The organism is Gracilimonas sp. BCB1 (assembly GCF_040117685.2).
Classification (GTDB): Bacteria; Bacteroidota; Rhodothermia; order Balneolales; family Balneolaceae; genus Gracilimonas.
Map to the genome: position 1 here is coordinate 213,185 of NZ_JBEDYP020000002.1, position 13,987 is coordinate 227,171.

A 13,987-nucleotide genomic window follows, 5' to 3' on the forward strand; every position below is an offset into this window, starting at 1 on the left:
CATTTCCAAACCCTTTCATTTAATGAATTGGCAAGGATGCTTCACATTTATATTTGATCATTGGAATTTGAGCTTGGTACTTGGTGCTTCGTGCTTAACCAACTTAACTCCCATGCACCAACTGCACCGCTTCCTCCCCCAACACATCCCGTAAACCGCGCAGTAAATCGTCATTTGGTTCCACCACGAAATTCCGAACGTTCATCTTAATCGGAGCCGTGGCTTCCTCACTGTGAACCGCCAGTTTAACCTGCGTGCTTCCTTTGTTTATAGAGAATAATGTTTCGATTTGTTTGAGATGATCTTTCTGCAAATCCGAGGTCTTCAATCTGATTCTCAGATTCAACTGCTCCTGAAATTTCTCACGCAGATTTTCCACCCGTTCAAAGGTATTTGCGATCACTTTTGGCTGACCGCTTCGCGTATCCACCGTTCCGTCTATAAATAGCACATTGTCGGTCTGAAGGAGTCCCATGTATTTATCATAGGTGGAACTGAAAGCAATCACTTCCGTGGAGTTATTCAGGTCTTCTACCTGAAGAAAAGCAAAAGGACGCCCTTTCTTGTCGGTGACTCTTTTTACTCCCGTAATGATGGCTATGAACCGGATATCCTGCCGGTCGTTCATCTGACCAAATACCTCATCACTGAGGTTCTGCTTTCCGAACAACCTTATTTCTTCCTTGAACCGGCTTAAGGGATGCCCACTCAGATAAAACCCAATAAGATCCCGTTCCTTATTAAGCCGCTCGATTTGAGTCCACGGCTGTACCTCCTGCAGCTTCGGTTCCTGCAAAGCAGCACTTCCGCTGTCACCACCAAACAAGTTTCCTTGATTCAAGCGGATTTCCTCCTGCTTTCGCACAGCATAAGCAAGAATATCTTCCAGCGAATGGTGAAGTTGAGCCCGGTTGGGATTCAGGGTATCAAAAGCGCCGGCAATGATTAAACTTTCCAGCGTTTTTCGGTTGCACACTTTAAGATCAACGCGGGTGGCAAAATCAAATATGGAGGTGTAATCCCCATTCTCTTCCCGCTCTTCTACTATATGCTGAATGGCTGAAGAACCCACTCCTTTAATGGCCGACATTCCGTACTGAACACGTCCTTCTTTCGGGCGGAATTTACCCCAGGCTGTATTAATGTTCGGTGGGTCAACGGGAATATTCATACGCTGACATTCCTCAATAAAAGCCGACACCTTATCGATGTTGCTCATATTGTGGGTCATCACCGCAGCCATGTACTCCGCCGGGTAATTGGCTTTAAAATACATGGTATGATAAGCCACTACCGAGTAGGCGGCAGAGTGAGATTTGTTAAATCCGTAACCCGCAAACATGGCCATCTTATCGAAAACCTGCTTGGCGGTTTTCTCATCATAACCTTTTTCGACGGCCTGATTTACAAACTTCTCTTCCTCCGGTGGCAGGAGTTCCGGCTTTTTCTTACCCATGATTCGGCGAAGTACATCCGCTTCACCAAGCGAGTAGCCACCCATTCGCTGCGCTACCTTCATGATCTGCTCCTGGTAGATCATAATACCGTAGGTGGGCTCCAGCAACTCAATCAAATCCTCATGATCGTATTCTACCTTCTCGCGGCCGTGTTTACGTTCGATATAATCCGGAATGAACTGCATCGGACCCGGACGGTACAAGGCATTCATGGCAATCAGGTCGTTGATGCTGGTCGGCTTCAGGTTCTTGAGGTGCTTGCGCATCCCGTCACTCTCAAACTGGAAAATACCGGCCGTCCCTCCCTGCTGGAATACTTTATAAGTAGCTTCATCATCCAGAGGAATATCATCCAGGTTATATTCCTTGCCGAAATTTTCCTTCACATAACCAATAGCTGTTTTCAAAATAGACAGGGTCTTCAATCCCAAAAAGTCCATCTTCAGCATACCGGCATTTTCAATCACACTGCCATCGAACTGTGTTACATACAGGTCGGCATCTTTGGCCGTACTTACCGGAATGTATTCAGTTAGTTTATCCGGGGCGATAATGACTCCGGCCGCGTGAATCCCCGTATTCCGAACCGAGCCTTCGAGCACGTAAGCCATACGAAGGGTTTCCGCTTCCAGACCTTCTCCATCCCTAATGTCACGGAGTTCTTTGACTTCCGAAAAAGCATCATCAAGAGAAGTTCCCGGGCGCTCCGGTACCAATTTGGCAATACGATCTGCATCGGCCAGCGGAAGATCAAGCACCCGGGCTACATCCCGAACCGAAGAGCGGGCTGCCATCGACCCAAAGGTGATGATATGCGCCACCTGATCTTTACCGTATTTATTTACTACATATTCAATCACGCGCTGTCGCCCGTCATCATCAAAGTCGATATCAATATCGGGCATGGACACACGTTCCGGGTTCAGGAAACGCTCAAAAAGCAGATCATACTCCAGCGGATCGATGTTAGTGATACCGGTGCAATAGGCAACCACCGAACCAGCAGCAGAACCCCTTCCCGGGCCTACATACACGCCCATATCTCGGGCAGCGGCAATAAAATCCTGCACAATAAGGAAGTAACCTGCAAAGCCCATTTCCTGAATAATACCCAGCTCCAGTTCAATTCTTTCTACTACCTCATCGGTCATTTCCTCATAGCGAGGCTTGGCGCCTTCGTAGGTAAGATGGCGCAGATAAGCATCTTCAGTGTCAAAACCTTCCGGTAGTTCAAAATTGGGAAGAATTACATCCCGCTCCAGTTTAATCGGCTCAATTTTATCAACAATCTCCTGGGTTCTCTCAATAGCAGATGGCATATCTACGAAGAGCTCCTTCATCTGATCCTGCGTCTTGAAGTAGAACTCATCATTCGGGAACCCATACCGGTAACCACGGCCTCTGCCCTTTGGTGTACTCATCAGTTCGCCGTCGTCAATACAAATCAGGGCATCATGGGCTTTGGCGTCTTCCTCCTCCAGGTAAAATACATTGTTGGTGGCAACCAGCTTCACTCCATACTTTTCAGAATAGCTTTTGAAGACTTCATTCACCCTTTTCTCTTCTTCCAGCCCGTGATTCAATACTTCCAGGTAAAAATCATCCCCGAAGGTTTCCATCCACCACTGCAATTCTTCTTCGGCAAACTCTTCCCCCTTATTCAGAATCAGGTCGGCCAGCCAACCCCGAACGCCTCCACTCAGGCAAATAATATCCTCAGCATATTGAGCAATCACTTCTTTATCAATCCGCGGATATTTGTAATAATATCCTTCCGTAAAACCGATGGAGCTAAGTCTGGAAAGATTTTTATACCCGTTTTGGTTTTTGGCAAACATCGGGATTTGATAGCGCCGGTCTTTATTATCGCGGGTGAATTTCTTCTGAAGACGGTCTTCCACTACATAAAACTCACAACCAATAATGGGTTTGATATCCTCAGCATGCGCCGCTGCAGCAAAGGCAAAAGCTCCGTACATATTTCCGAGGTCGGCCAGCCCCACTGCCGACATCCCCTCGGCTTTAGCCTTGGCCACTAATTCTTTAATCCCGGCCGTTGCCTGAAGTACCGAAAACTTGGAATGATTGTGAAGATGGGTAAAAGTAGCCTTCTCAAGCAGCTCAGCATCAACCCCGTCTTGATCTCCACTTTTTTTTTGAGCCGCTTTTTCTTCGTCGGTTTGCTTGGTCTTGAAGCGGGACGGTGAAACCAGATCTATGTATTCATCCCGTTTTATATAACTCTGCGACGACTCATACAGCTTCGCATCCATCGGGAAGTTGACTTTGGTAGCCCCTGTCCTCACCATTTCCAGAAAACAGCGGGCGGTTGCCTCTACATCAGCTGCAGCATCGTGGGCATCTTCGAAGCCTTTATCAAAAAGCGCATGGTGCAACTCACCGAGAGATGGCCATTTGTAATTTCCTCCGCGGCCGCCTTCGATTTTAGCTACATCAGTACCATCGTCTTTGGTATCAATCTTGGGCTTGTCGATAATGGCTGAGGGAATCTTCTTCCGAAGATATTCCGCCCCCATAATCTTCTCGTCAAAACTAACATTGTGGCCGATCAGGAAGTGAGCTCTGTCGATATCTTTGGAAAACTCTTTCAGCACAAACTCAAGATCCACCCCTTCTTCAATGGCACGTTGGGTAGATATGCCGTGGATTTTCTCTGAGTTGAAAGGAATGGTAAACCCTTCCGGCTTAACAATATGGTTGCCACTGTTGATGAGCTTTCCGGTGTGGTCGTGAAGTTGCCATGCAAGCTGAACCAACCGGGGCCAGTTATCCAAATCGGTAATAGGAGCAGAAAAATCGTTCGGTAAACCGGTGGTCTCGGTATCAAATATCAGATACATATACGTGCGTTAGCTTCTGGTAAAACTTCTGGATGAATATACAATTCTTGCCCGAGCAAAACCGTCCAAGTTGCCAACGGGTTTTCCACAATTTTTAAAACTTCACGTCAAAAGATGTGTATGCCTCCTCTCCCGTGTCCTCTTCCACCTCTATGCTTTGCACATAAGCTGAACGCGGCCCTTTTTTGCACTTTTCGATAAGCTGATCTACTAATTGCTCGTCTCCCTGAAAAACGGCTTCAACCCGACCATCCGGGAGGTTCCGGACCCAACCATTAACCCCCAAAGACCTGGCCCTGGTTTTTGTGAAATGGCGAAACCCCACACCCTGAACTCGTCCGGAAATGAAAATATGTTTCTTCACAAATCTACCTTTTTGAATTTAATGTTCTATTTTAGACCCGCTACTATTATTAAAAGGTTTCTTTACCTTAGAGTTCAATTATTATAAAAAGAATATGACTTTAACCCAGCTTTCATACATCGTTGCAGTCGACAAACACCGGCACTTTGCCACCGCAGCGCAGAAAATCTACATTACCCAGCCTACGCTCAGTATGCAAATTCAAAAGCTGGAGGATGAATTGGGAGTACTTATTTTTGACCGCTCAAAAACACCGGTTGTACCTACAGCAATGGGCGAAGAAATTATTGAACAGGCCAAGCAAATCTTAAGCGGAGCCAAACATATTGAAGATATGGTCGCCGTTCAGGGTGATAATCTCAAAGGCTCTTTCCGGGTGGGCATTATCCCGACTATAGCTCCGTATTTAGTTCCTCTTTTCCTAAAGTCTTTTGTGGATAAATACCCTGAAGTTGAGCTGGTTTTTGAAGAAGCACTGACTGCGGAAGTCCTTAAAGGATTGAATGAAGACTACTTTGATGTGGGAATCATAGCCACCCCAACCGATAAACACATGTATGAGAAAGATCTGTTTTTAGAGCCTTTTCTGGGTTACGTGAGTGTGGATCACGAGTTGGCTAAGAAAGACAAGTTATGTATTGATGATCTCTACAAAGAAGATTTATGGTTACTAAATGAAGGTCACTGTTTCCGTGATCAAACCATCAAAATTTGCAAGCAGAACAACGAGAAGCTGAACAAAGCACCCATTGTTTTTGAAAGCGGTAACCTGGAAACGCTCAAACGACTGGTGGAACAGAACTTTGGTATCACCCTGATGCCTTACCTGGCCATGGACGACTACGACACCAAATGTGCCAACGGTGTGGTAAAGCAATTTGAGGATCCGATTCCCTCCCGGAAAATAAGACTGGTGTACAGTCGCGAATTTTTAAAGAAAAACCTGATCGAGGCCTTCGCTGATCTTATCAAAGAATCCATTCCCGAAGAATTGGAATCTCAGGACGAAGCGATGGTCATTGAATAATGGAACATAGCTTAACGCTCTGGATCATTTTCAATGTTTTTATTGTAGCCATGCTGATTGTGGACCTGGTGGTCTTCAATCGTAAAGAACACGAGATTACCATCAAGGAATCGCTGATCTGGACAGGGGTCTGGATTTTCCTGGCGTGTGTTTTCGGCGTGGGTATTTACTTTTACATGGACCCGGCCAGCTCTCTCGATTATTTCACCGGCTACCTGATTGAGAAATCGCTAAGCGTGGATAACATCTTTGTGTTTATCCTTGTGTTCTCCTATTTCGGGGTCCCCGCTAAATACCAGCATAAAGTGCTTTTCTGGGGAATATTTGGCGCCCTGGTACTTCGTTTTCTTTTTATCTTTCTGGGCGTCGCCCTCATCGAGCGCTTCGAATGGATCGTCTATATCTTCGGAGCTTTCCTGGTGTATACCGGTTTGAAAATGGCTTTTGAGACCGAGAAGGAAGTACATCCTGAACGAAATCCACTGTTAAAACTGACACGTAAGTTCATACCCGTCACCAACAAATTTGACGGGCCTCATTTCCTCACCCGCGTTGACGGAAAGCTAATGGCCACTCCGCTGTTTGTAGTGCTTGTTGTGATCGAAACCACCGATGTGGTTTTCGCCATCGACTCTATCCCGGCCATCCTTGCCATCACCACCGATGAGTTTTTGGTGTACAGTTCCAACGCCTTTGCCATTTTAGGATTGCGTGCCCTCTACTTTGCTTTAAACGGGGTAATGAAATTGTTCCATTACCTGCACTACGGGCTGGCGGCCATCCTATCTTTTGTGGGAATCAAAATGCTGATTGCCGAATTTTACCACGTTCCTACTCCCTGGGCTCTGGGTTTTGTAGCCCTGGCTTTGGTGGGATCTATTGGGGCTTCTATGCTCTTCCCCAAAAAAGAAAATGAAATACCTCAGGCTCCTGAAGAAGAATAATAATACTGCTTACTTCGAAAATTGATCATTCGGTCGATGGTTAATCGCAATTCATTTGATTTTTGAAAGCGAAGGGCTGAACCCCTTCACTTGCTTACAGGAAGAAAGTTTTACTCCTACAAACGGCATATTCACATCACCTGATTCAACATCCTGCTTTTGTCATGAGTCCTCTTTCCATGGGGCATTAGTTTAGTATGGTACGGATACACTGCATCACAGATCTGACTTAGTGAAATTCAGCAGGATATTCCACTACTCCATGAACATCATTAAGAGCATTGGGCTCAAGCTCGATAGCCATACAATTTTCGGGTGGTATGTCGAAAGGAAGAGTTATATCGAAATCAGTACAGGGTCGATATCCGAAGCGGGGATAATATCCGGCATGACCTGCTAAAATAACAGAAGTAAATCCTGCCTCCCGTGCTGCTTCATGCCCGGTTTTGATCAGCTCGCCCCCAATTCCTTTGCCCTGATATTCCGGCTGAACCGTAACCGGAGCCAAAGCCAGAGACTCCCACTCTTGTTGTTCGCTCTTAATTAAAATGCGGGTAAAAAGGATATGCCCGACTATTTCTCCTTTCAGTTCTGCTACCAAAGATAATTCCGGAATGAACGCGTCTGAAGTTCTCAAACGCTCCACTAAAAAGTGCTCCGTTTGGTCGCTGTATTCTTCACCCTCAAAAGCCTTTCTTATAAGTTCAAATACATCAGAATGGTCAGCTTTGGATTCTCTTCGGATGGTAATATTCATATGACTTTATTGTTGAAAATAATAGAAAAATGAGGTCTCCTACGAAAAGATACTTTTACACCATAACTAAATCATGCGTCCGCTTTCCCTGGCGCATACGTTCCGATTCAGCAAGGACACTGATTGAAATCTAAAGTAATGACCAGCCAACACCCTATTCACAAAGTGCCTTAGAGAAAGAGACAGAGATAGGGACAGGCAATTGCAGTAAGATCCTCTGAAATTCTCTTGAACTACTTTTTCTTTACCAGCCTCGAACCACCCAGGATAACGGCGATTACCCCAACCACCAGCATAACAATGGCATCAGTAGAACCCGACCCACCAAAAGCCTGATCAAGCTCTGACCCAAAGGAATTGTATTCATGATATCCGAAATAAAGAAGGAGCCCGCCGGCGATAAGAAGTGCAAAAGCAATGATTCGATTCATAGTAGAAACAATTTTAAAGGTTGAATCCTATCTAAGAATTTCGGGAAACAAGCGCAATAAGGATTTAGCTGTTGTGATTAGCTTTCTTTATCTATTTCGAAAATTATGGAAGCACCCTGCCACGAACTGTCACTCGTTCTTCTTAGTTTAGTGTGTGGAGGAATTGGAAGCGCCCTCTTTTTATTGTCATCCTGAGGCTAACGCGAAGAATCACTCCCATCAAGTTTAGACCAGAGAAACACATGCTTAAAATCACCAAAGCCGGAAACCATGGAATACTGCTGCCCCAGCTCGGAATAGGGCTGGATTATAGCGGCAAAAAGGCAGAGCATGTATTTGTATCTCACGGCCATGCCGATCACATTCCCTGGAGTTCCAATGCCCGGGTGGTGTATGCCACTCCGGCTACTAAAAAGTTCATGAACCTTCGTGGAGCCAAATACGAGGTGCAGGAACTCCCCTTTAAGCAATCTATAGAAACTGATAACGCCAGGGTTACCTTCTATCCGGCCGGACATATACTCGGCTCCGCTATGACCTTCGTGGAAAGCGACTTCGGTAACCTGCTCTACACCGGAGATTACCGCACTCCACCAGCTCCCGCTACCGAAGGCTTCGAACTCCCCAATGCCCAAATCGACAGCTTTATAACTGAGGCTACTTTTAGTCTGCCCGTGTACCGCTGGGCTGATTATGATGAACTGAGAGCTGAAATCACCAACTTTGCACAATCTGTTTTGGATGAAGGATATACTCCGGTATTTCTGGCATACAACCTTGGCAAGGCGCAGGAAATTATGCACTTGGTGAAGGATTTGAATCATCCCATGCAAATACATGGCGCCGGGTTCAAACTCTGTGATGTGTATGAGAAGGAAGGCATCGACCTGGGTAATTATAAAACCTATGACCGGGATACTTGTGAAGGAAAAATCCTGATTTGTCCGAGTTCAGCTATCAATAATGGCTTTGCTTCTAATGTCCGGAAGAAGCGGATTGCCTACTGTAGCGGCTGGGCTGCGATGGAGGCGAGGCGTAGTCAGCTAACGGTTGATAAATTAATACCCCTCTCCGATCATCTCGACTTTTTTGAATTGATTTGCCTTTGTGAACAACTTCAGCCCAAAATGACCTATATCACGCATACTCCCAATCCGGATGTGGTAAAGCATTACCTGGACCAGCGGAATATTCCGGCACAGTTTTTAGATATAACGGCGAAACCGAATGACTAGTTATAAATTCTAAATTTTAAATATTAAGTGCTAAGTGACATACAGCCTTTATCACAAATATAAGCCTCTTAAAGATGTCTTTGATTAAACTATCTAATGTGACTTCTATAACCCCATTTAACATTTAAAATTTAACACTTAACATTGCCCCGCATCGATGAGTAAAGCATCCCCAAATACAACCTTCCACACATTGGCAAAAACGGCACAGCAGATCAATGAGACGCGGGGAAGTAATGCCAAGATTAAAATCTGTGCGGAATATTTTAAGTCGCTTGATAATGATGAAGATTTGAGACGGGCTGCTCGATTTTTAGGCGAAGGAGCTTTTTCGGATGTGTCAGGGAAACGGGCTTCGGTGGGAAGTCGCACCTACTCTACCCTGGCTGCTGAAATTTGTGAAATTGATTACGAGAAAGTGTTCAAGCCTTCCAAAACGGCTACCGGTAGTTCTTCCGAAACCATCGAAAAGCTATTGCACAACATTCCGGAAGCGCGGGCAAAATGGACAGCTGAGAACCTGTCGCTGAAAGATGTGGAAGTTTTGTTTAATCAGCTCTATGAGGTCTCATCCCGGGCCGACAAGCAGGAAATCCTGAAAGAAGCCTGGTTCCAAATGACACCGCTTGAGGTGAAATATTTTCTGCGGATTATGGGGCGGGGTTCGTTACGGATTGGGTTTGAATCCAAGAGTATTGTTTCGGCCATCGCCAAAGCCTTCGGCTATAAAGTTGATGAAGTTCGCTATGTGCACATGATTACCGGAAGCATTGGCAAAACAGCTGTGCTTGCAAAGTACAATCAGCTTGATGAGGCAAAGTTCACTCTTTTCCAGCCCATCGCTTTTATGCTGGCCTCTCCGATTGAAAGCAGAGCCGTAGAGGATTACAGCACGTATATAGCTGAAGAAAAATTTGACGGCATGCGTTGCCAGCTTCATGTATCAGGAAGTAAGGTCAGAATTTACTCCCGTGATTTAAACGAAATCACATACTCTTTCCCGGAGATTGTAGATTTCTTTTCTGAAAAAGATTTACCCGAACTGGTACTGGATGGAGAAATCTGCGTATTCAAAGATGATACCATCCTTCCGTTCCAGCTGCTTCAAAAAAGAATGGGATTGAAGAAGCCATCAAAGAAAGTCCTGCAAAAGTATCCCTGCCTGCTTATTTCTTATGATGTGTTATTCTACGACGGAAAGCCCATTTTTGAACACACCTTATCCGAAAGACGAAGTCTGCTTAGCAAGCTTTCTGAAGAATACAACCTTCCCATCACCACACAGCAGGAAATACAGTCCAAAGAACACATTGAGCAACTCTTTGACTTGGCACTGGCTCATGGCAATGAAGGATTGATGCTGAAGCAGAAGGACTCAACCTATGAATACGGGCAACGAAGAAAATCATGGCTAAAGGTGAAGAAACCCGGCGGTTCCATCGATACCATCATGATGTACGCCCATGCCGGAAGCGGAAAACGTGGCGGTACTTATTCCGATTTCACCCTTGGGGTTTCGGTTCGGGACGACGAGCGGTACGAAGAAGAATTCATTCCCATCGGGAAAGCCTACGGGGGCTACAGTGATGATGAGCTTAAAATGATGAACGACCGCATCAAAAAAATTACTGCTGAGAAATACGGACCAACTCTGGGTTTGTATCCGGATATTGTGGTGGAACTGGAATTTGATGACATCCAGGAAAACAAGAGAACCAAAGCTAATTACACGCTCCGTTTTCCGAGGTTCAAAGCTATACGTTGGGACTTATCCCCGGATGATGTGGATACCCTGAAAGATGTGGAGCGGCTGTATCAACAAAAAATAGATCAGGAACGGCTGAAGCAGGATACAAACCCTTCCTTCAAAATTAACCGTGAAGATTAATACTCAATTACATCACTTTCTTTAACCGCTATAACCGTCAGGAAAGATTTATGAGTGGTGTATCTCCTTACATTATAGATACTGTTGTAGATCAGGTTGGATTTGAAATAGGTAATACCGCCTGATTGGGTGTAATCCCCTTCTTCCAGCTGTCGTTCAATAGACTGAACCGAAATACGGATGGCTTTGGTCAGATCCTGAAGAGCGTTATTCTTGGCTTTCATCCATGCCAGACTGGGGTTATAGGAAGTAGCCCGGGTTTTACCAACCGCAAACCAGGTGTCCCCCACTTTTTGCGGCCCAATAAATAACTTTGAAAGAGAAGGTATTTCAACATTAATACCGGAAGACCTGTTTGCCGGTGCAGCTACACAAACCGCTTGTTCATCGATGATGACTGAATCCTGCTTTACAATATTATCATCAAAAGTAAGAACAGTGTCTCTGATACTTAGTTCAGGAAAATTATACGTTGAATAATCGTTAGCCTGAAATTCTTCGATATACACCGACATGAACAAGTTGCTGTTCAACTCTTTTAGTGCCTTTTGGCAGGCATCCTCAAATTCTTCTTCCGCCGAGTAGGAATAGACCGGTTCAATTCCGAATCCATGTACGGTTTCAGATTGATAGATCAGTACAGGCTGTTCATCTTCATCCAAAAAAAAGTACTCTGCGAAAACAAGTTTCCACAGAGCACTAAATTTATAAGAACGGTCTGAATTAAAAGTATGTGACTAAATCTCACGAAAACTGTATTTCGAATTTAGTCTTCTAATTCATGAAGTTTGTTTTGCAGTTCTTCAAACGCTTTGGAAGCCTTAAACTTGGTGTAAAGCTCTTCGTCTTTAGAAAGTGCATTTTCTAGTACGGAACGGGCTTGCCCTACCGGCATACGAACCAGTACATAGCATCGCTGATTTACGTTACCGCCGGTTACTTCAGGATTCAGTTGCTCACACTCGGCACGGTCGCGGGTAACACCATTCATCGTGTTGTTCACGAGCTGCTCGCTGGCACTGGAGAAAGTAGCTGCGTAGTTAGCATTTGGTCCGCTTTGTACTTCTTCTTCAAAAGATTTTTGAAGGGCAGATACTTTTACTTCCAGTTTCTGAGCCATTGCAGTGGTAGCGTTGTTCTGAGCCATTCTCAGTGCAGTACCCTGACGACTACTTTCAGCTTGTCCCGGTGCGTAAAAGAATTCTTCAGTATCTGTAGGAGGAACCATTACCCAGTTTGGCATTGAGCTTTGGCTGGTTACGGCTTTTTCGCCCCCGCAGGAAACCATGAATGTAAATGCGAATAACGTTAAAAGAATAGATTTAATTTTCATATCAATTACCCCTTTGTGGTATTATTTGGTTTCGCGAATAATAAAATGAAATATCAACCAACACAAATCTTTTTAATTTGACTATCACGCTATTTTGTTCAATTTTTGTCGTATATACTACTAAAAGTAACGTTGAGGTTTAAAGATGGGGTTTTTCGATTGCAATAATACAGGGAAAAAATATTTTTCCGCTTTTCTGATTTTTTTCTTCTCCTTTATACTGATGCCGGCATTGGTTTCTGCTCAGGACACCGAGTACGAAAAATGGAAGAAACAGCAAGAAGCTGAATTCAAAGAGTATCAGGATAAATTTGATAAAGAGTTTATTGAGATGCTGGAAAAAACCTGGGAAGAAGTGGGTATCAACCAGGGGTCTGACTTCTACAAAGAAAGGAAGCCTATTACCATCCCGAAAGCTCCGCCTAAACCCACTGTTGAGAATACGGCCCCCAAGGATGACACCCCGGTTCGCGAACGAATTAGTATCGACATTCCGGATGCTCCGGAGCCGGAGCCTATTAAGATAGAGATGCCGCCCCGGGAATCCATGTTTGGGGATATTGAAACCCGAACCACCAATATCAATTACTTTTCCTCTACTATTCCTTTTGAGTATCCTACTCAGCTCAGAGCTCTGTATTCTCCCCGCGAATTTTCCATGAGGAAAACAGACAATAAGCGCATAGCCGAATTTTGGGATAAAGTGAGCCGGATTAACCACGACCCTATCATATCCTATTCCAATAAAGTACGTGAAGAATTAAAGCTGAACGATTGGGGCTATATGCTGTTGATCAACGACTTTGCCAATACCGTTTATGAAGGGTACGACAAAAAGCTTGTAAACCTGTACAACTGGTTTTTACTTACCCGTGCAGGCTATAAGGTACGCATCGGTTATGACCAAAACGATGTTTACATCCTCTTTGCGGTAGAATACAATGTATTTAACACCAAGTACTACACACTGGATGGCGAGCAGTACTATGTAATTGATCTGAATGAAGACAAGCAGACCCCAAGCTCTATCTTTACTTACACCGGCTCTCATCAAAGCCAGAGCAAAAAACTGGATCTTAGAATTAAAGATTTTCCAAATTTGGGCGATACCAAGAATGTTGAGTCCCGAACTCTCGAATTTTCCTTTAATAATAAGGACTACAGTATTCCGGTTTCCATCGATAAGAATTTGATTACCTATTTCGAATATTTCCCGCTAACCGAGCTACCCGTATTCTTCACGGCTTCCCTTTCTGAATCGTCCAAAAAATCAATTTATGAAAAGCTGGCCCCTGCCATAGCGGATATGACTGAAGAAGAAGCGGTAAACTTCCTCCTCCGATTTGTACAAACGGCTTTTGATTATAAAACCGATCAGGATCAATTTGATCGTGAGAAATACATGATTCCGGAAGAAACTCTTTTCTATCCTTATTCTGATTGTGATGACCGCTCTATCCTGTTTGCCAACCTTGTTCAGGAGCTGGTGGGATTGGAAGTAGTTGGGCTGCGTTACAGTAAGCATCTTGCTACTGCCGTTTCCTTCACCGGTAATACAGTGGAAGGCGACAGCCATTATCATTCAGGGAAAAAATATATCGTTGCAGATCCGACCTATATAAATGCATCTGTTGGAATGACCATGACTCAATACAAAAACGAAAAACCAGAAATTGTAAGCTTACAATAA

At 44.6% G+C, this 13,987-nt stretch carries 11 protein-coding genes; 5 read left to right on the forward strand and 6 right to left on the reverse strand.

The window, feature by feature from the left end; genetic code table 11:
- Positions 1-103: 103 nt before the first annotated feature.
- Both dnaE and ABFW99_RS01190 read right to left on the reverse strand, forming a co-directional pair.
- Positions 104-4,318 (reverse strand): DNA polymerase III subunit alpha, encoded by a 4,215-nt coding sequence (gene dnaE / locus ABFW99_RS01185; RefSeq protein ID WP_349355401.1) that lies wholly within the window; start codon positions 4,316-4,318, stop codon positions 104-106.
- A 94-nt stretch (positions 4,319-4,412) separates the two neighbouring features.
- Positions 4,413-4,682 carry an acylphosphatase gene (locus ABFW99_RS01190; RefSeq protein WP_349355402.1) on the reverse strand — a complete coding sequence of 90 codons (270 nt, stop codon included), beginning with the start codon at positions 4,680-4,682 and terminating at the stop codon, positions 4,413-4,415.
- Between the two features lie 94 nt (positions 4,683-4,776).
- Here ABFW99_RS01190 and ABFW99_RS01195 point away from each other — a divergent pair, with 94 nt between their 5' ends.
- The gene (locus ABFW99_RS01195; protein ID WP_349355403.1) at positions 4,777-5,709 is read left to right on the forward strand and encodes a hydrogen peroxide-inducible genes activator; all 933 of its coding nucleotides are present in this window, start codon (positions 4,777-4,779) and stop codon (positions 5,707-5,709) included.
- Positions 5,709-6,653, forward strand: coding sequence for a TerC family protein (locus tag ABFW99_RS01200; protein ID WP_349355404.1), 945 nt, complete (start codon positions 5,709-5,711; stop codon positions 6,651-6,653). The genes ABFW99_RS01195 and ABFW99_RS01200 overlap by 1 nt, the downstream gene beginning before the upstream one ends.
- 229 nt (positions 6,654-6,882) lie before the next feature.
- Here ABFW99_RS01200 and ABFW99_RS01205 read toward each other — a convergent pair whose 3' ends face one another.
- Positions 6,883-7,410: a GNAT family N-acetyltransferase gene (locus ABFW99_RS01205; protein ID WP_349355405.1), complete on the reverse strand. Its 528-nt coding sequence runs from the start codon at positions 7,408-7,410 to the stop codon at positions 6,883-6,885.
- Positions 7,411-7,643: 233 nt separating this feature from the next.
- On the reverse strand, positions 7,644-7,841 hold the full coding sequence (locus ABFW99_RS01210; RefSeq protein WP_349355406.1) for a DUF3185 family protein: 198 nt from the start codon (positions 7,839-7,841) through the stop codon (positions 7,644-7,646).
- Between the two features lie 242 nt (positions 7,842-8,083).
- Here ABFW99_RS01210 and ABFW99_RS01215 point away from each other — a divergent pair, with 242 nt between their 5' ends.
- Both ABFW99_RS01215 and ABFW99_RS01220 read left to right on the forward strand, forming a co-directional pair.
- The gene (locus tag ABFW99_RS01215) at positions 8,084-9,076 is read left to right on the forward strand and encodes a hypothetical protein (protein WP_349355407.1); all 993 of its coding nucleotides are present in this window, start codon (positions 8,084-8,086) and stop codon (positions 9,074-9,076) included.
- A 157-nt stretch (positions 9,077-9,233) separates the two neighbouring features.
- Entirely contained in the window at positions 9,234-10,964 is a 1,731-nt protein-coding gene (locus tag ABFW99_RS01220) for an ATP-dependent DNA ligase (RefSeq protein WP_349355408.1), read from the forward strand.
- On the opposite strand, the gene ABFW99_RS01225 is transcribed toward ABFW99_RS01220, so the two are convergent.
- Together ABFW99_RS01225 and ABFW99_RS01230 are read right to left on the reverse strand one after the other, a co-directional pair.
- Positions 10,961-11,626 carry a hypothetical protein gene (locus ABFW99_RS01225; RefSeq protein WP_349355409.1) on the reverse strand — a complete coding sequence of 222 codons (666 nt, stop codon included), beginning with the start codon at positions 11,624-11,626 and terminating at the stop codon, positions 10,961-10,963. The two genes, ABFW99_RS01220 and ABFW99_RS01225, sit on opposite strands and share 4 nt — an antisense overlap.
- A gap of 104 nt (positions 11,627-11,730) precedes the next feature.
- On the reverse strand, positions 11,731-12,297 hold the full coding sequence (locus ABFW99_RS01230; RefSeq protein ID WP_349355410.1) for an LPP20 family lipoprotein: 567 nt from the start codon (positions 12,295-12,297) through the stop codon (positions 11,731-11,733).
- A 145-nt stretch (positions 12,298-12,442) separates the two neighbouring features.
- On the opposite strand from ABFW99_RS01230, the gene ABFW99_RS01235 reads away from it, so the two are divergent.
- Entirely contained in the window at positions 12,443-13,987 is a 1,545-nt protein-coding gene (locus ABFW99_RS01235; RefSeq protein WP_349355411.1) for a hypothetical protein, read from the forward strand.

Bases quoted from the DNA above. Each gene is read 5' to 3' on its own strand.
- ABFW99_RS01210 (WP_349355406.1), bottom strand. From the start codon at position 7,841: ATGAATCGAATCATTGCTTTTGCACTTCTTATCGCCGGCGGGCTCCTT.
- ABFW99_RS01195 (WP_349355403.1), top strand. From the start codon at position 4,777: ATGACTTTAACCCAGCTTTCATACATCGTTGCAGTCGACAAACACCGG.
- ABFW99_RS01220 (WP_349355408.1), top strand. From the start codon at position 9,234: ATGAGTAAAGCATCCCCAAATACAACCTTCCACACATTGGCAAAAACG.
- dnaE (WP_349355401.1), bottom strand. From the start codon at position 4,318: ATGTATCTGATATTTGATACCGAGACCACCGGTTTACCGAACGATTTT.
- ABFW99_RS01205 (WP_349355405.1), bottom strand. From the start codon at position 7,410: ATGAATATTACCATCCGAAGAGAATCCAAAGCTGACCATTCTGATGTA.
- ABFW99_RS01215 (WP_349355407.1), top strand. From the start codon at position 8,084: ATGCTTAAAATCACCAAAGCCGGAAACCATGGAATACTGCTGCCCCAG.
- ABFW99_RS01200 (WP_349355404.1), top strand. From the start codon at position 5,709: ATGGAACATAGCTTAACGCTCTGGATCATTTTCAATGTTTTTATTGTA.
- ABFW99_RS01230 (WP_349355410.1), bottom strand. From the start codon at position 12,297: ATGAAAATTAAATCTATTCTTTTAACGTTATTCGCATTTACATTCATG.
- ABFW99_RS01235 (WP_349355411.1), top strand. From the start codon at position 12,443: ATGGGGTTTTTCGATTGCAATAATACAGGGAAAAAATATTTTTCCGCT.